Raw genomic sequence first — 22,329 nt, forward strand, 5'->3', positions numbered from 1 at the left:
TAATTTATAAATAGTTTTGGATCAAAAGCCTCTTTTGTAAAAGAGGCTTTTGATTTTTATGCTTACATTTCCAGATCTATGTCAAACAATTCGTGCCAAGGCAGTCCTTGTTTGTTCAGTTGTTCCATAAACGGATCGGGATTGAATTCTTCCACATTGAATACACCCGGTTTACGCCACAGGCCTTTCATAAACATAATGCCTCCGATAGTGGCAGGGACTCCGGTGGTGTAGCTGACAGCCTGCATTCCTGTTTCTTTGTAAGCAGCTTCGTGCGAACAGTTATTATAAATATAATAAGTGCGTTCCTTCCCGTCTTTTATTCCTTTTATGCGGCAACCGATAGAAGTTTCTCCCTTGTAATTTTCTCCCAGTTCTCCCGGATCGGGAAGCACAGCTTTCAAAAACTGGATAGGGATGATTTCCACCCCGTTATAAATAACAGGATCGATACGGGACATACCTATATTCTGTATCACACGGAGGTGAGTCAGATATTCCTGGCCGAAGGTCATCCAAAAACGGGCACGCTTCAACGTTGGGTAATTCTTTACCAGAGATTCCAATTCTTCATGATATATCACATACGATTCTTTAGGTCCGATATTCGGATATATCAGCGGTTTGTGTATCGCATGAGGTTCGGTTTCCACCCATTCTCCGTTTTCCCAGTACTTTCCTTTCTGGGTAACTTCACGGATATTTATTTCCGGGTTGAAGTTCGTAGCGAAAGCCTTGCCGTGGTCTCCCGCATTACAATCTACGATGTCCAGATAATGAATTTCATCAAAGTGGTGCTTAGCTGCATAAGCAGTAAAAATACTGGTAACGCCCGGATCAAATCCACAGCCCAGTATAGCAGTTAATCCGGCTTCCTTAAATTTGTCCTGATATGCCCATTGCCATTTATATTCAAATTTAGCTTCGTCTTTTGGCTCGTAATTAGCTGTATCGAGATAGTTAACGCCGCATGCCAGACAAGCGTCCATTATTGTCAGATCCTGATACGGTAAAGCTACATTGATCACAAGGTCGGGCTTAAATGAATTGAATAGCTTTTTCAGGTCTTCTACATCATCGGCATCCACCCGTGCGGTTTTTATTTTGTTGCCTCCGATAGCTTCAGCTATGGCATCACATTTCGATTTGGTACGGCTGGCCAGCATGATTTCGTCAAAAACGTCCATGTTCTGAGCCACTTTATGTGCTACAACAGTGCCAACACCTCCGGCACCTATGATTAAAACTTTTCCCATTATTTTGATTTTTATATTCTCGTTATGCAAAAATAGTATTTTATACCGATAGGCTGATAAATGTTGACAAAGTTTACACACTTTTCAGTTTTTAATCAGCCTCTACTTTTTAACTAAAACCTGACAAAGGTGACAAGTTTTTTATTATTTCTCAAAGAGCCTGTTATTGGCCTATTAGCACGTTGATATTCTATAGATAAAATATCTGAAATAAAATACAACGGCCTGTTTGCCTTAATAACGAAAAGCCTACCAGAAAGGTTTCCGGTCCTTGTACATCTTTTTATAAAAAAGCATCTTGTATTCGGCCTTATAAATTCCGGCATTTTCATTTAATGATCCAATGTATTCTTTCTTCGTTCTGAAACCTTCCGAAAGTGCTGAGCCTCTGAGTTCGACGGTTTCTATATGCTGTATTTTGTTGCCTTCGAAAGGACTATATGGTATTCCGGTAGGGTTAGTAGCCGGCAACATCTCGAACGTCCGGTCATCGCCATTCCTTGTAATGTATATAACCGTTCCATTGAGATTATACTCGTCAAATTCGCTTTTATCATGATTGCTAAGCGGATGAGGCATAGGTTTATATAACATTTCTGTAAGCCTGCCTTTTGATATGTTAAAGATAATCCTGTCTTTATTTTTGAACGAGACTATCATAAACAATAAAGTAAACATGATAATCATGGCATTGCTTGTCCGCCGGAATAATATTTCCTCCTTTTTAAACAGCTTTATGCTCATGCAGATCATAAGAAGAGCTATTCCGAATAAAAATCCATTTATAAATCTCAGATCGGGAGCAAACAATAAACCTGTGATAACAGAAAGTAGCGATACAACATACACTGCCAATGTATTCTTATCGATACTTCTGTTTTTGATACGGATAAAAGTTAATATAAACGGTGATAAAACAACTGTCAGATAGATAAAACTGCTCAATATCCTGTAGATGACCTGTAGTTTCGCAGAATTCAGGTCATAGATAATGACATCGCGGCTGAAATACCATAAAAATATATATTCCGCATAATCTTTTATATATGCTTCCTGCAACATCGCTACACCTAAAGGCACTTTCCAATCGAAAGAAAATATGTCTATAAAACGGAATGGATATGCCAGGTATCCGCTGATTATGATATTTCGTATACACCAAAACAGCATAACAGACACTGATGCAACTATGATAAAATTCAGATTCCTGTATTTCTTTTCCCGTATCAGATAAAAAACTATATAGAAGACAATAAGACAAAAAACGACTGTGAATAACTTATAGGTGACCAAAGTAACAGGTAATAAACAGGCCAAGAGGGGCTGACGGTTGATCCAGTGGGAATCGAGGGCTGTTTTGGATATATAATAGAAACAGCCGAGTAAAGGAATGATATCTGTACTGGTATTATCCAGATTCTTATGGTTCCATATTAGGATAATCAGCAAAAATAACACTAACAGTACATATTTGATATTTCCTTTCGACCTGTAAAGCTCTGCACAAGCCGATAAGATCATCAGGGTGAATAACAATCCCTGCATTGTGTAGATGGCGTCTCCGAACAAAAAACGGAAAGAGAAAATCGCAGATATAAGCAGATAAGCAGAATTAAATCCGAAGCGGTCTTCCAGGTTTGCCAGTCCGGGGATAATTTTATATTCCTCGTTCCACCTTATATTTTGCTGATGATAGAACTCCGAATCGAAAGATTCGGACATAAAAGAAATATAGAAAGCTATGGACAACACTATCAATGCGAGTGACACGTTCAACAAAAGCCCTGTACTTTTCTTGTATCCGGTAAATCTTTCATGCAGTGTTTTCCTGTTAATTGTGCAGTGTGCCAAGCTAAGGATAAATAACGTCAGCAACATATAATGATTGGAGGGCAGGCACAAAGATGTGATGGAAAGAAGAAGTGAGACAAAGCATATTCCGGCAAATACTGTGTCCAGTGTATTATAACGTTCCCGGCCTTTACAGGCTTTATTGTAAATATCAATAAAGAGATCCCCTATAGAGAACAGAACGAAAAAGATTACGATCCACGAGAATAAAATTGCAAACATGCAGCAAATATAAGTAAAGAATATAAATACTAAACAGACCGTACCTTATCATATTTATTCGGGAGGCTGGAAATTTTATTTAAAGTACCTTCTATTTCGGGTTTTATATGTTTCCTCATTTTTATTTAACAAGTCGGAAAGATTCAGCATATAAAGACGATAGACCCAAGAGGTACCCGGATAGAAGATGGATATTGATAATTTAAAAATCTTAAAAGTCTATTCGTTTATTCAAAATTAAAGCAGCATATTGCCTGCCATGATATGTCCTATTTATTTAAAACAGAGCTATCGATGCATTTAAAGTAAAGCTGTGGCTTTTTATATTATTGGCATTTGTATATAGATAATTCAAACCAAAATATACAGGATGCTCTTTTATAAAAGAAGTTTCGATGCCTCCACCTAGTGTAAGCCCCAAAAAAACTTTTGATACATCATCCGGATTAAATACGGGGGGCTCTATATTATGCTTTTCGTAATAATCTAGTAAGGCCTGAGGATATTCTGTGTATGAAGTGATTTTTGATATGTCATATCCCATAGCTACGCCTGCTTCTATATAAGGTAGAATATTCCCTTTTGCATTAAGGTGGGTATATCTTACTTTAAGAGGGAGGATCAAGGCATGTTCTCTGCTATACAAAAACGCATCCGAAGCATCCTTCCTATAAAAAAGTTCGGGCCGAAAACTGAATGATTTATAAGAGAACGGAATATCGGCGAATACTCCTATTGCCGGACCTACCGAGGTCTCATTTTTATTGTTGGTATATATATCGCTGGAACTTAATTGGGTCACATTTAGGCCTGCCATTATACCGAAGTGCGCTTTTCGGTTAAGGAATCTGCCATTGCAGTTGGTTAAGGCTTTGTAGCTGTTAAGTATATCCGATTCTTTAGGCTGGATGTTCCGGAAATCTTTCGGGCTTAGGTTTTCGCATGATGAAGCCTTGTCTATTATATAGCTTTTGAAAGGTTCTGCATCTGCATCCAACTGAACCATCCTCTTCTCTTTCATAAAAAGTATCGGCTTTTTATAATCCTTATACAGATATGAATATATGGAGACCCCGTCGTTGGTCATTATTTTCTCAAGAAAAACTTTCTTATATTCATATTCTGACGGAAGAATTTCGCTTTCAAAAATTCTACCATCCTCCAGAACGTATCCTTTTAAATCTTTCGGATAATATGTCTTTTTTATTGCATCCTTTCCAAATCCAGTTCCTCCTTTTAGTACTGTTATTTCATCGCTTAGTAAGGAAACATCGGCCGGTATCAGTAGTGTGACCTGCTCTTGGATATTATTTATATTTATTATTATAACAGGTTCCTTTTTTACTTCCTGCCCGTATAAAGAATTTAGAATAAAGCCACAACAGATAGAAATAATTAATGTCAGTCTCATTATCGTATTATTTTAAGGTTATATAAGAAAGAAAATCCGATTAGTTAACTAAAGTTTAAAAAAGATAAGTATTCTTGTATTTTTGCAATACAAAAATACCATTAAAAGTTTATATTGTTTATATTTGTCAAGCGTTTTTTACAGAAGAGTCTGATATCACACAAATTACTCGGCAGTCTTCTCCTATACTTGATTATACCAGAAAACTTTAGTAATTTAGACCTTGTTTTATATAAAAGTAATGATTTTATATAAATCCAATCCAAATTGCCGAAATTTGTTTATACCAAGAAAAAAAGAATATAAAAAGGAAATAATAATAAATAGAAAGCTTATGTCACAAACAATCGGGCATGTTTCTCAGGTTATCGGGCCTGTGGTAGACGTCTTCTTCGATACCAGCGATCCCGCTCTTAACTTACCGAACATCAACGATGCCCTTGAAATTAAAAGGCCTGATGGCCGCTCTTTGATTCTCGAAGTAAAACAACACATAGGCGAAGACACCGTGCGTACTGTTGCGATGGATAGTACAGACGGCCTTAGTCGCGGCCTTGAAGCGGTTCCGTTAGGATCACCTATCAGGATGCCTATCGGCGATCAGGTAAAAGGACGCCTGATGAATGTTGTGGGAGATGCTATCGATGGAATGAGTACCCTCGATAAACAAGGTGGTAACCCTATACATCGCGAGCCTCCTAAGTTCGAAGAGTTACAGACTACCCGTGAAGTGTTGTTCACAGGTATCAAAGTGGTGGATTTGCTTGCCCCTTACGCAAAGGGAGGTAAAGTCGGATTATTCGGCGGAGCCGGTGTGGGTAAGACTGTATTGATCATGGAATTGATCAACAATATTGCCAAGAAACACAATGGTTATTCTGTTTTTGCCGGAGTAGGGGAGCGCACCCGTGAGGGAAATGACCTGCTCAGGGAAATGATAGAGTCGGAAGTTGTCCGCTATGGAAAGGAATTTGAAGAAAGCCTGGCTCAGGGAAACTGGGATTTATCTAAGGTAGATGAAAAAGAACTTGCCAAATCTCAGATCTCACTTGTTTTCGGCCAGATGAACGAACCTCCGGGCGCACGTTCAGCAGTCGCTCTTTCCGGACTTACAATAGCCGAATCGTTCCGTGACTCAAAAGAAGAAGGCCCAAAAGATATACTTTTCTTTATTGACAATATATTCCGTTTCACTCAGGCCGGATCAGAGGTGTCAGCACTGTTGGGACGTATGCCTTCGGCTGTGGGTTACCAGCCTACACTGGCCACCGAAATGGGTGCCATGCAGGAGCGTATTACTTCGACCAAGAACGGGTCTATTACATCTGTACAGGCTGTATATGTACCTGCCGATGACTTGACAGACCCTGCGCCTGCTACAACCTTTTCCCACCTGGATGCTACAACGGTACTAAACCGTAAGATCACCGAAATGGGTATTTATCCTGCTGTGGATCCGTTGGATTCTACTTCCCGCAGTCTCGATCCTATGGTTGTGGGACAAGACCACTACGATACGGCTCAGCGTGTAAAACAAATACTTCAACGCAACAAGGAATTGCAGGATATTATCGCGATTCTTGGTATGGAAGAGCTTTCGGATAATGATAAGCTGACAGTAAACCGTGCCAGACGTATTCAACGCTTCTTGTCGCAGCCATTTAATGTGGCAGAGCAGTTTACCGGAGTGCCGGGAGTTATTGTTGACATACAGGATACGATCAAAGGATTCAAGATGATTCTGGACGGTGAAGTCGATAATTTGCCGGAACAAGCATTCCTGAACGTCGGAACTATAGAAGATGCCATCGCCAAGGGTGAAAAGATCCTTGCTCAGGCAGCTCAATAATAATTAGCAAATATGGAAATTCGAAAATTAGCAAATGTGAATTTTTAAAATACTAGAATTTGCTGATTTGCAAATCTGCTAATTTTCAAATTAAAGAATATGAAAAAATCAGAACTCCAATTAAATATTATTTCAGCAGAGAGAACATTGTATTCCGGTGCAGTTGCATCTGTTGTTATTCCGGGTATATCGGGTAGCTTTGGCGTTTTACCTGACCATGCTCCGTTAATTTCACCTTTGCAAAAAGGGGTGATTACTTATATGGAAAATGGAGCAGAGAAATCGCTGGATGTGAATGGCGGTATAGCAGAAGTAAACGATGGGGTTGTAACGATTTGCGTCGCTTAACAAAGAAGGATGGACTTTTTTAAAGCTAAACTGATTACTTCGCTACTGGCATTCGGGTTGATAATAGGGGCTCTTGTAGGAGCATTGCTGTACTACGTTTTCCCTGACTTTTATCCGGATTGGTACGAAGGCATTTTGCTCTTTTTCTTACTGCTCGAATCTCTTATTCTCATCTATGTGGAGTCTGCCAGCCGGAGGGTCACCCAAAGGCAAATGCTCAATACATACATGTTGACTAAGGTGGTCAAGATTTTTGCCGCGCTGATCTTTATTCTGGTGTATGCAAAAGTAGTAGGAGAAGGTATAAAAAGCTTTATTCTTGTATTTATGATTTTCTATCTGTTGTTTTTAGGATTCGAAGCATTCCTTTTCCTGAGGATAGAAAAACGGTTAAAGAAAAAACAACAATAGTATGAAACACTATTTGAGATATATTTTGGCTTTGGTTTTCCTGCTTGCGGTGATAGGTGTTCGGCCTATGTCGGCGGCAGGTGGGCACGAAGAAGAAGGTGAAGAGCTGAATGTAAAGGAACTGATCCTCGAGCACCTCGCCGATTCTTATGAGTGGCACCTTACCACATGGGGCGACACGCACATATCTATTCCCCTGCCTGTTATAGTAAAGGGAGAAACAAGCGGCTGGCATGTGTTTATGTCCACTCAATTTCATCATGGACATGATGCATACAACGGTTTTTATATTGCCCGGGATGGAGATTATAAGGGTAAGATTGTTGAAAAAAACGCTGCCGGCGAAGAAGTTCGTCCTCTGGATATTTCCCTTACCAAAAATGCTACAGCACTGATTATAAGCTCTGTTTTATTGCTTATTATCGTAATGAGTGTAGCAAAATGGTATAAAAAACAGGCTAAATCGGGTGAGCATAAAGCCCCTAAAGGTTTTGTAGGGTTTATGGAAATGTTCATAATGAGCGTTCAGGATGATATTATCAAACCATGTGTTGGAAAGAATTACAGGAAGTTTTCACCTTATTTGTTAACGGTGTTCTTCTTTATATTTTTCAACAATATCATGGGATTGATCCCGATTTTTCCGGGAGGAGCCAATGTAACCGGTAATATTGCCGTAACACTGGTCTTGGCATTGTTCACGTTCTTTATTGTGAACGTATTCGGATCGCGGGAATACTGGAAAGAAATATTCTGGCCCGATGTACCCACATGGCTGAAAGTGCCTGTGCCTATTATGCCGGCGATCGAACTGGTAGGTGTGTTTACAAAACCGTTTGCCCTGATGATCCGTCTTTTCGCCAATATACTGGCAGGACACTCCATCGTACTCGGACTGACTTGTCTTATATTCGTGACAGTGAATCTGGGAACAGTGATTAATACATCGATGACTCTGGTGTCTGTCTTGCTGACGGTATTCATCAGTATGGTCGAAATACTGGTCGCTTACATCCAGGCTTATGTGTTCACCATGCTTTCGGCCGTATTTATCGGCCTGGCGCAGGTAGAGCCGCACCATCATGCAGAGAAACATTAAATAATTAGCAAATTCGGAAATTAGCGAATTCGAAAATGGAACATCTGATTTGCTAATATGCTAATTTTCAAATTGATAAATTAACAATAATAAATAACTTAAATTAAAAAGATTATGTTACTATCAACTTTATTACAAGCAGCAGAAGCTGCAACAAGCTTAACAGGTTTTGGTGCTGCACTAGGTGCAGGATTAGCTGTAATCGGAGCAGGTATCGGTATCGGTAAGATCGGTAGTTCTGCAATGGAAGGGATTGCCCGTCAGCCAGATGCTGCAGGTGACATCCGTACCTCTATGATCATCGCGGCTGCACTGGTCGAAGGTGTTGCCTTATTTGCTGTTGTAGTATGTGGATTTATCCTTTAATAAGTTTATCAGTTCAGAGTTTAATAGTATACTAGATTTTAAAAAACTAGTAAACTAGAACACTAACAACTAGTAAACTAAAAAATAAAAAATATGGGTTTGTTATTACCTGAATCTGGTCTTCTCTTTTGGATGTTGCTGTCCTTCGGTATAGTCTTCTTCATCCTTGCCAAATTTGGTTTTCCTGTGATTACCAAAATGGTGGACGAACGTAAGAACTACATACAGGATTCATTAGACGCAGCGCAAAAAGCGAATGAGCAACTGGCTTCCATTAAGGAACAAAGCGATGCCATACTGGCATCGGCCAAAACAGAACAGGTGAAAATCTTGAAGGAAGCTGCCGATACGCGCGACCGCATTGTAGCAGAAGCGCGTGAGCAAGCTAAAGTTGCAGGAGCTAAAGAGATGGAGGAAATAAGGAAACAAATACAGGCCGAAAAAGAACAGGCAATACGCGACATTCGTCGCCAGGTTGCCGAACTGTCTGTAGATGTTGCCGAAAAAGTCCTCCGCGAATCTCTGAAAGATCCTAAAGAACAAATGTCAATGATTGATCGCCTGGTTGATGAGGCTATGGTTTCTAAATCTTAACTGTTATGAATGAAGGGATGATCTCTAAGCGATATGCCAAAGCTCTGTTGCGGTTTTCAACAGATCAGAAAGCCGAAGACACTGTGTTTTCGGAAATGAAGAAGCTGGCTTCGGCATTTGCCGCCGAACCCGGATTGCGTATGGCAATGGATAATCCTACATTAAATGCAGGAGACAAACTGGAACTGATCAAGGCTGCCATTGGTGGAAAAATGAGTGATGCACTGAGCCGTTTTACAGACCTGGTATTGAAAAACAGAAGGGAAGCATTTCTTCGTAACATAGCGTTGTCCTATACCGATTTATATCGTGAATCGAAAGATATGAATATGGGACGGCTGGTTACGGCGACCCCTGTGGACAATACAGTAACCGAAAAAATGAAAGGTCTGTTACAAAAGGTAAAATCGGGCACACTTGATTTTGAAACAGTGGTAGATCCAAGTATCGAAGGAGGATTTATCCTCTATGTCGATACTTACAGATTGGATGCCAGTGTGAAAACTCAGCTTAAACGGATTAAACAGAAGTTTATCGCAGAAAACAGTAAAGTTTCGAAATAGCCTGTGCGCTATATGAAAATGAGTATTACTCATAATTCATAACTTATAACTTATAATTAAAAAAAATATGTCTGAAAATATAAAAGCAAGTGAAGTCTCCGATGTGTTGAAGATGCAGCTTGAGAATATCAGTAGCCGGGTTCAGTTTGACGAAGTGGGTACGGTTCTCGAAGTAGGAGACGGCGTTGTTCGCATATATGGACTGAAAAATGCGGAAGCCAACGAGCTTCTTGAGTTTGACAATGGTCTGATGGCCGTTGTAATGAATCTCGAGGAAGATAACGTCGGTGCCGTATTGCTTGGTCCGTCCGATCAGATCAAAGAAGGATTTACGGTAAAACGTACTAAGAGAATCGCTTCCATCAATGTGGGAGAGGGAATGCTTGGCCGTGTTATCACTCCTCTTGGTCAGCCTATAGATGGTATGGGACCGATCACAGGCGAACTTCTCGAGATGCCATTGGAACGTAAAGCTCCGGGCGTAGTTTACCGCCAGCCGGTAACACAACCTTTGCAAACAGGACTGAAAGCAGTAGACGCCATGATCCCGATTGGCAGGGGACAACGTGAGTTGATCATCGGTGACCGCCAGACAGGAAAAACGGCTATCGCAATAGATACGATCATCAATCAGAAAGGAAACTACGATGCAGGAGATCCTGTATATTGTATCTATGTAGCCATTGGGCAAAAAGCATCTACGGTAGCCAACATTGTAGAAACACTGAAAGAAAAAGGCGCTATGGACTATACTGTTGTGGTTTCGGCCACAGCGGCCGAACCTGCGGCACTTCAATATTTCGCGGCATTTGCCGGGGCTTCTATCGGTGAGTACTTCCGTGATACAGGCCGCCATGCGCTGGTTGTTTATGATGACCTGTCAAAACAGGCGGTTGCCTATCGTGAAGTTTCCCTGATTCTTCGTCGTCCTCCGGGCCGTGAAGCTTATCCTGGTGATATCTTCTACCTGCACTCCCGTTTATTGGAGCGTGCAGCTAAGATCATTAGCCAGCAGGAGGTTGCCGAGCAGATGAATGACCTTCCTGAGAGCCTGAAAGGAAAAGTGAAGGCCGGTGGTTCTTTGACTGCCCTGCCTATCATTGAAACGCAGGCCGGAGACGTATCGGCATATATCCCGACTAACGTGATCTCTATTACCGACGGCCAGATATTCCTCGATGGTAACTTGTTCAATGCTGGTAAACGTCCGGCTATTGACGTGGGTATATCAGTATCCCGTGTAGGAGGTTCGGCACAGGTGAAAGCCATGAAGAAAGTGGCTGGGACACTGAAGATTGATCAGGCTCAATACCGTGAACTCGAAGCCTTTACCCAGTTTGGTGGAGATCTCGATCCGGTGACAGCTATGACTATTGACAAGGGTAAGAAAAATACCGAACTGCTTGTTCAGCCACAATACGATCCGATGTCGGTAGAAAGACAGATCGCTATCTTATATTGTGGAACAAACGGTTTGCTTCGCCAGATCCCTGTGGAAAAAGTACATGACTTTGAAACAGAGTTTTTAAGAACATTGGAAATGCAACATCAGGCAGAGGTTCTCGATCAATTGAAAAAAGGTGTCATCAACGAAGACATCGAAAAGATTATCAGATCTGTCGCAGCTGATATTGCATCCCAATATAAAAAATGATTGAATTATGGCATCTCTTAAGGAAATAAAAAACAGGATAGGTTCGGTAAAGAGCACCAAGAAGATTACATCGGCAATGAAGATGATCGCATCATCCAAATTGCACAGAGCACAGGCTGCGATCAGTAACTTCCTGCCTTATCAGCAGAAGTTAGACTCCATCCTTACCAATCTTCTATCCTCAGATACGAGCTACGAGTCCCCTTTTATCCAGAAAAGAGAGACAAAGAGGATTGCAATAGTTACTTTTGCTTCCAATTCTTCATTGGCAGGTGCATATAATTCCAATGTTATAAAGGAATTTAACGCAACCTATGCTAAAAGAACAGAGCTTGGAAAAGAAAATATCCTTTTATACCCTGTTGGGAAGAAAATTGCCGATGCCCTGAAAAAGCAAGCGTTGACAGCACAGGGAGATTACAGGGAAATGGCCGACAAGCCATCTTATCAGGCAGTGCAGGATCTGGCAAAAGAACTTATTGCAAAATATATTGCCAGAGAAATAGATGAAGTTATATTGATCTATCATCACTTTGTGTCTACCGGGGTGCAAAAGCTACTGACTGTTCCGTTTCTGCCTTTCGATCTCGATCAAAAGCATGGCAGTGCGAATACAGCAGAAACTGATTCAAAAACAGTTCAGACCGATTATATTCTGGAACCTTCGAAAGAAGAGATTCTGGAAAGCCTGATTCCTACTGTGTTGTATTCACGCCTGTATGCTGCTTTACTGGATGCGAACGCATCGGAACACGCCGCCCGTACAATGGCTATGCAGATAGCATCAGATAATGCGGACGAGCTTGTACAGGATCTGACGATACAGTACAATAAATCACGTCAACAGGCCGTTACTAACGAATTGCTCGATATTATCGGAGGTGCTTCGGCATTACAAGGATAAGAATTGGCTCACGCCGGATTTCAAAATTTCAGGTTGCAAAATTTCAAGATTATAAAGCTATAGGCGAATGCTAATCTTGAAATTTTGCAACCTGAAATTTTGAAATCTTATATTATTTATTCATCGGCAATACTTTTCCATCGGCGAACCAGCATGGATATAAACCACATGGAAACGGCCGTGAATAATATATTAAACCAAAGCATACAAACGATATCTTCTTCTTTTGGATTGAAATAACTTTCGTCAACATATTCCGAATGAATTACCACCATCAGGAATATTAATGGTATAAGACAGGGAACAAGCCATATAAGAATATTCATATAGACATTCGATCTGCCTTTATTGCTTTTTTCGAGAATCTTATTGATTATACGGGCTATTAATCCCACAAACAAGGCTACCCAGAAAAGGAGCAAGATCACAACGATAATCTCCTCACTTTTGTATCCGGCGGATTGCATCATGGCCACCCCGATCAATATAACAACAAAAATAAGAATACCTGTAGAGACAAATGCTATCAGCCATTGCTTTCCTCCGGTAACCCTGAACGAATAGATGAAGACAGAGAGCGCCAACGCAACGCAGAAGCAGATTAGCAGTATATATGACATATCCTTGTTGTACTGATAATATCTTTGTACCTGGTCATAGCCTGAATACAACTCGTTGTATTGCAGAAATGGAATCGTATAGGGTGATATATAATCATCAGAGGTATTTACCGCCGCAACATCTTCTTCTGCCGGAGCTTCAATTATATCGTCATAAACAGGAGAGGTGCGGGGTGTGTTATAATCACTAATTTCATACCTACTAATAGCTGTCGTTTTGTTTACAGGGAAAAACGGAGGGTTATAAATACGTTTTAGCCATTGTTCCGGTGCAATATTTACTTTAAATCCATGCTTTTTCTGTAACTTTTCAAATTCTTTCATTACAGCTAGTATGCTGTCTTTCTGCCCCGTTTGCAACCAATCTCTTATCTGTTCCTGACATTTGATTTTCTGCAATTCCTTCTTATCCAGATAATCCAGTTGTTGGGATTTGTAATATTTGTAATAGTAATTATCTTTTCCAAAAAAGAGCAATGATGGCCCGATATATCCTTTCAGTGTAACCCCATCCCTGTAATTATATTCCGTATCGTAGAGATTCAGGTCGAGCGTATCGGCACTCAGGTGCATATTGTAAGGTATAGGAATAGGTTTGTTATACTCCGAATTATTGTATCTGTATTCACTCTTATCGGCGGCTATCAGCATTTCAGATTTGTAAAGTATATCCATTGCCTTACCGGCATCCTGATAAGAGGCTACCGACTTCCACCGGGTGGTATACCCTTCTGTAAGTGTGTATGGTAATAAACATATACCAATAGTTATAACAAATATCATAATCCACTCCAGGTACAACTGGTAAGTTTTACGCGGATAGAATGTCTTGAACGCATTATTCCGGCTGTAATAAACCATCCAGCCGACAAGTATCAGTATTCCGATAAGCACACTGACAAAGTAAAGCAAGCCCAGATCGTTACCGATGGAATAATAATAGTAAGAATTATTTTTGAAAACAGTATCGGTGGATAAATAACCTATCCCGAAAAATATCGCATTTACAGCTACCAGGATGAGGAGCATTGGCACGATCCTTATATTCCATAAAGTAGGGAGATGCAATAGTAAATATTTTTGAATCTTTTTTATCATAGCATTAATCGTTTTTAGGACAAGAAAAATCTGCGTGTTGAATTGGAAATATTGCGGAAGTAATTAATCGGAATCCCTGCTTCCAGAACTTTATGTAAAAAGTCATTCTGGCTTATATTATCAGGGAAGCTGGCAACATAAGTACCTCCGTTTATCTGAAGTTTTTCCAGTCCGAATGCATTTAACGATTCCCTGAGCTGATCCTGGCTCCATTCCGATTCGAATTCTATTATCAGTTTTGGTATTTCCTGATAAGTTACACCGGTATCGGCAGTAAGATTCCGTGGCGCGCCGTTTTTCAGGAAAATAACATTATCAGATGCTTTTTCCACTTCATACAGCTGTTGTGAACTGAGCACTATACCCAACGGACGGAACGGCGAACGGGCAATGTCACGGAAATCGTCCAATACGACCTGTTGTGCCAGAATATCGAGATTTGCCAATGGTTCGTCTATTAACAGCAATTTTGGCTTACGAAGCAGTGCGCGCGCCAGTTCAAACCTCATCTTGTATCCTGACGACAGGCTTTTCCAGGCATATGCACGGAATTTACGCAAGCCCATCCGGGCGATGATAAGTTCCACGATCAAAATATTCTCATCTCCGGTAATACCGTATGTTGCGGCTGTAAAACGCAGGTTCGAAAGGAGTGAACCCTGCCACGATGAAGTCCGCTGAGGTATATATATAAGCTTAGACCGCAGGTCATAACCATTTTTGTAAGGAAACAGGTATTTTATTTCTCCACTGGTGGGCTGTAATTCTCCACACAAAGAGCGCAATAAGGTCGTTTTCCCGTTGCCGTTTTCTCCTACCAGCCCGACAATTTCCCCTTCTCTGATATCAAAACTGATCGGTCCCAGCGCAAAGGATGATTTTTTATACGACTTTATTAAATTGAAAACTGACAGAACCGGAGACGCAGAGTCATAAACTTCGCTTTTGGTAGATAACTCTTTATACAATCCATCCAGTATGGCGATATATCGCTCTTTCGCTTCTTCGGTATTTTTTTGCCCTGCGTCCAGCCAATCGAGGAAATCTACTGTCCTTTTGTAGAATTCCAGGTTTCCAGTATCCAGGGTAAAATCAATAATTCTTTTGGTGAGTAACGTGAAATCTTCATAGTCAATGAGTTTTCTGACTTCATCGAATTGTGTTTGGAATGATGCCATCAATATTGTGTTATTGGTTTTATTTTGTAACTAGAGACAAATATATCCTTTTTTCCATAAGGTTATTATAATAAGGATCGAAATTTAGGAAGTTTATTTATATTCTAAAAAATAATCAGAGATAGTAGCCGGTAGGGTAGTAGAAGCAATCTTTGTTTTTAAGTTGGGCTGAGAATCTGTTGTGAAACACAACATCCATGCTTTAGATCAATAATTATTTTATATAAATAACTATCTTTGTTAGCAGTAAAAAAAAACCACTCAATTCATTTATTATCCACTCGTTTTCACATAATGGAAATTAAAATCATAGACAATCAATGAGTTCAAGTCAGGAAAGTGCTTCCCGATGGTTGAATAAAATGGTAGCTGAAGTAAAAGGTGCGTATATTTCAGCTTCGGTATTAACTATCTTAAGTGCAGGATGTTTTGTCGTATTTTGCTGGTACTTGTCAGCATTTGCCGCCTCATGGCTCGGCGACGGGCTGATCTTGCCCGATGCATTGTTATATGCATCAATATTTCTTACAGGCAGATATGTTTTTGCTCATTTTGCATCATTGTTCAATTATAGTGCGGGAAATATCATTGCTTCCAGAATCAAAAAAAAGCTTTATCCGAGATTGCTAAGCAATAGTCAATTCGACTCTATATCGGGTAGTTTGCTCGTTACCCGCATAAGTGACGATTTGAAACCATATTTCGCATTTTTTATTCCATATTCCATGGCATCGGTTATAGTCAGCTCATTGTTGTTGGTGATTAGCTTCTGGATTGAAAAATGGGTTGGTACCGTATTGCTGGTTTCATTGTTGGTCATCCCTATGCAGATGATCATTATCGGGATAGGAGCAGAAGCACTTCATAAAAAACATATCAATCTTTTCCTGAAATATTCGGCGGTATTTTACAATCGTCTTCATACTATTGCCGAAATCGTTAATTTAGACAATTTCAAACCGCAGTACCGCTTTCTGTCGGAAAAAAGTAAAGCACTGAACAAAGCAACGACTAATGTGATGCGGGTTGCCATTCTGTCATCAGCAGTGCTGGAGCTCTTTGTTACCATTTGTATTGCCGCTATTGCTATTTATCTGGGGATGAGTCTTCTCGGTATTATGACAGGACCTAACTATGGAAAAGGTTACGATTTTCGTACTGCATTGTTCTTACTCACCCTTTCGCCTTATTTTTTCTTTTATTTACGGAAGTTTGTGAGCGCTTATCATGACAGGAACAGGGCTTTAGCCTCGGCAAAATTGTTAATGCCAATACTAAGTGACGATGTAGATGCCCCTTTGGCCGATACAGACGAAGTCCTTGATACTTTTGAAATTACTGGTCTTAACTTTACTTATCCCGGGTCGCCGATAAAAGTATTAAACGATATCAATCTGAAACTGCCTGTTAAAGGGCTGGTGCTGGTGAAAGGTATATCAGGGTCGGGGAAATCTACCTTACTGAAAATCTGTACAGGAAGTTTGCTTGTGCAAGATGGTATGGTTTCGGTAAACGGAAAAGACAATGGCTGGTCGTATCAATGGCTGAAAGCAAACTCATCATATATGAACCAGTTTCCTTTCATCTTCGACGGAACGCTACGATACAATGTTTTTCTCGAAAAAGATATGGATACATACGATCAGTATCCCGTGTTCCTGGATAAAATTCTCGCTAAGAAGGAAAATGGTTGGCAAACCGTATTGAGTCATAGCGGCAAACAGCTCTCAGGAGGCGAAAAACAATTGGTTACACTTGCACGAATGATGTTACATCCGAAGCCGGTAGCGATTTTAGATGAGCCCACGGCGAATCTGGATTCCGGTACAGTCGGAATTATTCTTCCGCAAATTATGAGATTGGCCGAAGATCGTTTGGTGATCGTAGCCTCACATGAGAAAATGTTTGATACTGTTGCTGATACAATTGTGAACTTAAATTGGGGGGAACAGATGAATCATGAATAAATTTATTGTAAAACATATATTACAGCCTTTACGGGGCAGGTGGTTACTGGGCCTTTTTTTGTTGCTACTATGGACGGTAGCATTTATTGCCCTCCCCGCTATTTCGGGATGGTTTTTGGCAATGTGTAGTGTGGTATTTGTTGCGGCTAACACTTTATTTTCGTATTTAATTCCGTCTGCTATTATCCGGTTATTGGCACTGGCACGTACGGCAACCCGGTATTTCGAGCGGTTGGAAAACCATAAAACCACACTCGATGCCCAGCGAAGTCTACAGTTGAAAATATTTCAATCGGTCGCTAAATTTCCTTATTTCAAAAAGCAGGCTAATAATAATTCGGCATTGCTTGAAAACAGTACGTATGGGATCGACCAGATATTGAACCATATTCTTTTGTGGCTTTTGCCGTTTACTGCCCTGATTCTTTCACTCGGCATTTATTTCCTCTTTCTTCTTGTGTTTTCACAGGCTATAGCTGTAGAATTTTTGATTTCATCTGCCATTCTTCTATTTATTATTCCCCAATTGTTTTTTAGAAAAAACAGAAAACTATATGAAGAACTGAAGATGCATCGCGAAGAGAACAATCAGGAACTTATTCAAAGTTTCAGAGGCCGGATAGAAATATCGAAATACAATCTGGAAGAGAAAGCCATCGGGCAATATGAACAAAGATTGGTGCGGCTCGAACAATTGGAGAATAAATTGCAAACCAATTCATTCTGGCTACAACTGATTGCCGGGCTGGGATTTAGTTATATCGCTACATTTTTACTTTGGAATTCAGGAAATTATGATATTGATACACCTACGGCAATCGGGATTTTCTTCGGGATCATGGCGCAGGCTGAGTTATCAGAGATGCTTTTTTCGGGAAAATCGGAAAAAAGTTCTGTAGCGCATCAGATCAGGGATATTGATTCGATAATCGAAAACGGAGAGCAACCGGATGAATTGGTACAGGTGCATTCCAGTCTGGAGAATTTAAACCTAAAGAATATAAGTGCAAAAATTCCTGATACACCTGTGTATACCGGCGAAGTGTCATTAGATGTAAAAAGAGGAGAATGGGTCGCACTCTTTGGCGAAACCGGAAAAGGGAAGACTACTCTATTGAATAGCCTTTTCTATCCTGAATACCGGCGTAACGGTTCTTTGATATGGAATGGAAATTCAGAATTGTCACATTTGCCTGTGCCGGAATGTATTTATGTCACCCAAAAGGCTTACCTGCTTACCGGAACACTGCGTGAAAATTTTGAAGGTTATTCGGATGAAGCGATTGAACAGGTGCTGGAAACAGTTGATTTATCAAGCTGGCGTTCATCACTCCCCGATGGTCTGGCAAGCTGGCTAGGCGAAAACGGTGAAACACTGAGCGGTGGACAACGGAAAAAGTTATTACTGGCACAAGCACTACTCAAAATACCTCAATTGTTAGTCGTGGATGAACCTACGGCGGGTATAAGTTCTGAAAATGCAATTGCCATTTTTCGAAATATCAAACGCCAGTACCCTGATATTACTCTTCTGATGGCTACTCACCTGAACGAATTTGAAGATGTGGTAGATAAAGTCGTAAGGATTTAATTTTGATCCCTATCGGAAGAAAAATAAATAGACCACTGTAATTGAAAATAACTTTTGCGTCTCTAATAATTCAATTTCTACAGTTAAAAATAAATTCAGAAAAAGAAGCTGTCCCAAAAGTGATTTTGCACTGTTAAAGTGTTACTCTCTCTGTTATCCTGAGTGCAACGAAGGATCTAAACTCTCCCGAAAAGAGATATTTCACTGCGTTCAATATGACAAAAAGAAACCAGAAATTACTTTTGAGACAGCCCCTTTTTTATAGTAAAGAATCAAAACTGCATTATAGGCCGTAACCTTCCCCATGCATCATCTTTTCGCTTAGTTGCGTGTATCTTTCCTGTTTCGAGATGTACCGACCAGGCAAAAGTTGCATCGGCTTCTGTACTGGCCCAATACTGGCCGTTTGTTATATTCATTTCAGTACCTCCTGCATTTTTTATCTTGGTATTGAAGGCTGTACGTGCGTCTACACATGCTTGAGCCGTGAAGTCGGGCATCGAATTGCCATCTGTCCAGGTATTTACTATCTGTGAATATGTCAATCCGCTCATTCCTGCGACAAGAGACCGTAACTCGTTTTTAGCCGGCATATACCACTCTCCGTACACATTGCTTTCATTCATCGTGTTCAATAACCAACTAAAGACGGCATAATCAGTAGCAAAATTGCTTCCACTTCTGCGTTTTTCCACCAAATTCTGGCTGGCTGTTTTTCCATCGTTCACATCTCTTATAGTAGGTACTCCGTCTGCCGATTCGTCTTTATTGGCACCCCAGCGTTGCTGATTCTCCTTCAATGAAACTATTTTTCCATTCTTTCCTTCGTTTGAAATTTCAAATACAATACCTATCGGCGTCCCTGTGAATGGATAAACATCGCCTACCTGATAGTTGTGCTCGGGTAGTTCTTCTCCATTCAGGGTTATTTTCCATTTGGTGACCTTTCCTGCCACCAACTCTGTTTCGGCAGCAGTGGTATATATATTGTCGATTTCGCTACCATTGGTTGTTTGAACGAAAGAGAATAATTTAGTTCCGGAAACGATTGTTTGTGCGGGTACTAATGCCCTGTATATATGAGCATTCAACGAGTTTTCTACACGAAGCATTTTTATATCATTCACTGTTCCGGTTTTAACTGTTGCCTTCAGGGTGCTCCAATCAGATATAAATGAGGTCATACAGCTATGTAAGTTCATTTCCAGTGCAGAAGTTATGCTGGCTAGATTTTTTCCCCTTACCACTTCTACATGTATCAAAGCCATCGTGTGCGAGAATGGCAAGTTAATATTGGCTTCTGTCTGGTTTTCTGCTTTAGCCAACAGAAAATCACTTGCACTGTATCCGGCGGCATTATTTTGATCTGTTCCTGCCTCAAAGGCAAGATCAGTAGGATTCGTTCCATCCTGGTAAGGGTAATAGGCATAGACGCTAAGATTAGTACCATCGGTAGGATAAAAAATATCATCCCCTTCCAATTGCCAGTTTGTGCCATTATAGACTAATTTCCGGTTATCCTCATAATTTCCTGTGGCTTGAAGTATTTCCCCTTCTTTCACTACAAAAAGACCTACTTCATCTCCATTTTCAAATATGCTTTGAAATGCTTCATCAGTTGCCACTTTAGTCGATGCTTGGAAACCTAAGTTGAACTTAACAGCCGAAGCCGGAGTTTCAGACTTTCCTTCGTTCCCGTTATCTAAATACCCTTCATCATTGCTACATGAGAGAAGCAAAATGAGTAGGACTGTGTATATATATTTGATTGATTTCATAATAGTATAGGATTAGAATTTCATAATCGGGCGGGCTCTACCCCAGTCCCATTTAATTTTAATACTTTGCATTACGCCTGTATCAAATTGTACTGACCATGCTGTTTTATTTGAAACGTCACTGCCGGTAACTACTTCTGTAGAAGTCCAGTACCAGGCCCACTGGTGCAATCCTAATCCTCCAGCGTCAGTTAATGTCGTATTGAATGCATCCCGTGCATTTATGCATGGTTGCGTACTAAAGTCGGGCATTGCCTGATCGTCGAGCCAGGTATCTTTTATATCGGCATAGGTAAGTCCACTCGTCGCAGCATACAGCGATTTTAATTCATTTTTGGCAGGCAGATACCATTTGCCATCGATGTCGCCTCCATTTACCGTGTTGTACAGCCATTCGAAAATGACATAATCGCTCTGGAAATTACCCCAGTTTTTTCTGCCGTTTATAATATCCCGGGTAGCAATGTCTCCGTTATCAGGATCAGCGGCGGATGGCAAGCCATTTTCAGACTCGTTTTGTATACCGCCCCATCGCTGTTGGAATTCACTTGTTAATGAAACTATTTTTCCACTCTTACCACCATTTGATACTTCAAAAACAACGCCGATAGGATTAATATCGTCAGGGTAATAATCCCCAACTTTATATTTTGCTGTATTGTCGGGAGTCCCTTCACCTTCTATCGGAGCTTCGTCTATGCCTGTCCAGCTGGTTATCGAACCTTCACTAACTTCGATCATATTTGTCCCAACAGTTACATTGTATGTATATTTCGTAGCTTCTTCGAGTGTAAGTAATGTGCTTGTCCACTCGAAAGTGACGTTATTGGTTAAAGAGAGTTTCAATTTAATTCTGGTATCCTTGTTGGGAATAACAATTGCTTCTGCTTTTTTTCCGTTATTTGAAACCAAGGCCGGTACAGTCTGATTTTCCCGTTGGCGTCCGATCTGGCCTGTAGCCAGATTAAAATCGGCAAGGCTGTTGATGTCGATCAATTCGGCTTTTATTCCTGCAAGGTCTGCTTCAGTGAAACCGACTCCCGGAGCAATATTGAAAACTAATTTTGTCAATTTCTGATTGAATTCTATGTTTACCGAAGATGCAGTATTGAATATTTCCAATATATTTCCATACATAAGCACCAGCTTCGACTGATCTGCCTGATCACGGATATCTATGTTGTAAATAAAATTCTCGAGGCTTTCCTGATATGGATAATAAGCAACAAAATCGTGCTTGTAGTCTGCGTCTTCCGAGAATAAGATCGTTGTGTTGTCAGGAGTTAAAGCTCCCGAAGGATCTGCGCTGTATTGAATATTCCTGAAGTTATTGAGTATAAGATTGGTCGCGCTTCTCATCATAGAGATGCCCACTTTATCGCCATTTTTCCACTGTGTAGCCTCTCCCGTTGCATTAGGATCGGAAATAGTGGAGCTAAACTTTACCTCATTGCCTTCAATGAAGATGTATTCATCACCGTCATAAGTACTACCGCTACATGAACTGAGGCTCACAAGCAGGTAAGCAATCACTGGTATTAGTATTAATTTAATGTTTCTCATTTTTTG

General features: G+C 40.4%; 18 protein-coding genes. 11 read left to right on the forward strand and 7 right to left on the reverse strand.

From position 1 onward, the window contains the following. Positions 1-62: 62 nt before the first annotated feature. The 3 genes from GGR21_RS15230 to GGR21_RS15240 all read right to left on the reverse strand — a co-directional run bounded on the left by GGR21_RS15230 (position 63) and on the right by GGR21_RS15240 (position 4,740). Positions 63-1,256 carry a saccharopine dehydrogenase family protein gene (locus GGR21_RS15230; protein ID WP_183308091.1) on the reverse strand — a complete coding sequence of 398 codons (1,194 nt, stop codon included), beginning with the start codon at positions 1,254-1,256 and terminating at the stop codon, positions 63-65. A 249-nt stretch (positions 1,257-1,505) separates the two neighbouring features. Next, complete coding sequence (locus tag GGR21_RS15235) at positions 1,506-3,329, reverse strand: LIC_10190 family membrane protein (RefSeq protein WP_183308092.1); 1,824 nt, start codon at positions 3,327-3,329, stop codon at positions 1,506-1,508. 277 nt (positions 3,330-3,606) lie between these two features. Next, complete coding sequence (locus GGR21_RS15240) at positions 3,607-4,740, reverse strand: outer membrane beta-barrel protein (protein ID WP_183308093.1); 1,134 nt, start codon at positions 4,738-4,740, stop codon at positions 3,607-3,609. A 334-nt stretch (positions 4,741-5,074) separates the two neighbouring features. Between GGR21_RS15240 and atpD the strand changes: the two genes are divergently transcribed. From atpD to GGR21_RS15285, 9 genes are all read left to right on the forward strand, one after another. Then, entirely contained in the window at positions 5,075-6,589 is a 1,515-nt protein-coding gene (atpD, locus tag GGR21_RS15245; protein ID WP_183308094.1) for a F0F1 ATP synthase subunit beta, read from the forward strand. Positions 6,590-6,688: 99 nt separating this feature from the next. Continuing rightward, positions 6,689-6,937, forward strand: a complete 249-nt coding sequence (gene atpC, locus GGR21_RS15250) for an ATP synthase F1 subunit epsilon (RefSeq protein WP_183308095.1) — start codon at positions 6,689-6,691, stop codon at positions 6,935-6,937. A gap of 9 nt (positions 6,938-6,946) precedes the next feature. Further along, positions 6,947-7,348, forward strand: a complete 402-nt coding sequence (locus GGR21_RS15255) for a hypothetical protein (protein ID WP_183308096.1) — start codon at positions 6,947-6,949, stop codon at positions 7,346-7,348. A 1-nt stretch (position 7,349) separates the two neighbouring features. Further along, entirely contained in the window at positions 7,350-8,447 is a 1,098-nt protein-coding gene (atpB, locus tag GGR21_RS15260; RefSeq protein WP_183308097.1) for a F0F1 ATP synthase subunit A, read from the forward strand. A 114-nt stretch (positions 8,448-8,561) separates the two neighbouring features. Further along, positions 8,562-8,813 (forward strand): ATP synthase F0 subunit C, encoded by a 252-nt coding sequence (gene atpE, locus GGR21_RS15265; protein ID WP_006842280.1) that lies wholly within the window; start codon positions 8,562-8,564, stop codon positions 8,811-8,813. Positions 8,814-8,906: 93 nt separating this feature from the next. After that, positions 8,907-9,407: a F0F1 ATP synthase subunit B gene (atpF, locus tag GGR21_RS15270; protein ID WP_183308098.1), complete on the forward strand. Its 501-nt coding sequence runs from the start codon at positions 8,907-8,909 to the stop codon at positions 9,405-9,407. Positions 9,408-9,412: 5 nt separating this feature from the next. Further along, a complete protein-coding gene (locus GGR21_RS15275; protein ID WP_183308099.1) occupies positions 9,413-9,970 on the forward strand; it encodes a F0F1 ATP synthase subunit delta in 558 nt (185 codons plus the stop codon). A 67-nt stretch (positions 9,971-10,037) separates the two neighbouring features. Then, positions 10,038-11,624 carry a F0F1 ATP synthase subunit alpha gene (gene atpA, locus GGR21_RS15280; protein ID WP_183308100.1) on the forward strand — a complete coding sequence of 529 codons (1,587 nt, stop codon included), beginning with the start codon at positions 10,038-10,040 and terminating at the stop codon, positions 11,622-11,624. Between the two features lie 7 nt (positions 11,625-11,631). Next, entirely contained in the window at positions 11,632-12,528 is an 897-nt protein-coding gene (locus GGR21_RS15285) for a F0F1 ATP synthase subunit gamma (protein ID WP_183308101.1), read from the forward strand. 116 nt (positions 12,529-12,644) lie between these two features. On the opposite strand, the gene GGR21_RS15290 is transcribed toward GGR21_RS15285, so the two are convergent. Beyond that, on the reverse strand, positions 12,645-14,246 hold the full coding sequence (locus GGR21_RS15290; RefSeq protein ID WP_183308102.1) for a hypothetical protein: 1,602 nt from the start codon (positions 14,244-14,246) through the stop codon (positions 12,645-12,647). 14 nt (positions 14,247-14,260) lie between these two features. Then, positions 14,261-15,424, reverse strand: coding sequence for an ABC transporter ATP-binding protein (locus GGR21_RS15295; protein WP_183308103.1), 1,164 nt, complete (start codon positions 15,422-15,424; stop codon positions 14,261-14,263). 320 nt (positions 15,425-15,744) lie between these two features. On the opposite strand from GGR21_RS15295, the gene GGR21_RS15300 reads away from it, so the two are divergent. Beyond that, positions 15,745-17,391 (forward strand): ATP-binding cassette domain-containing protein, encoded by a 1,647-nt coding sequence (locus GGR21_RS15300; RefSeq protein WP_183308104.1) that lies wholly within the window; start codon positions 15,745-15,747, stop codon positions 17,389-17,391. Beyond that, positions 17,384-18,982, forward strand: coding sequence for an ATP-binding cassette domain-containing protein (locus GGR21_RS15305; RefSeq protein ID WP_183308105.1), 1,599 nt, complete (start codon positions 17,384-17,386; stop codon positions 18,980-18,982). The genes GGR21_RS15300 and GGR21_RS15305 overlap by 8 nt, the downstream gene beginning before the upstream one ends. Positions 18,983-19,254: 272 nt before the next feature. On the opposite strand, the gene GGR21_RS15310 is transcribed toward GGR21_RS15305, so the two are convergent. Both GGR21_RS15310 and GGR21_RS15315 read right to left on the reverse strand, forming a co-directional pair. Next, the gene (locus GGR21_RS15310) at positions 19,255-20,760 is read right to left on the reverse strand and encodes a fimbrillin family protein (RefSeq protein WP_183308106.1); all 1,506 of its coding nucleotides are present in this window, start codon (positions 20,758-20,760) and stop codon (positions 19,255-19,257) included. Positions 20,761-20,772: 12 nt separating this feature from the next. Beyond that, complete coding sequence (locus GGR21_RS15315) at positions 20,773-22,323, reverse strand: fimbrillin family protein (protein ID WP_183308107.1); 1,551 nt, start codon at positions 22,321-22,323, stop codon at positions 20,773-20,775. Positions 22,324-22,329 lie beyond the last annotated feature (6 nt).

The sequence above is a fragment of the Dysgonomonas hofstadii genome, from assembly GCF_014196915.1.
Taxonomy (GTDB): Bacteria; Bacteroidota; Bacteroidia; order Bacteroidales; family Dysgonomonadaceae; genus Dysgonomonas; species Dysgonomonas hofstadii.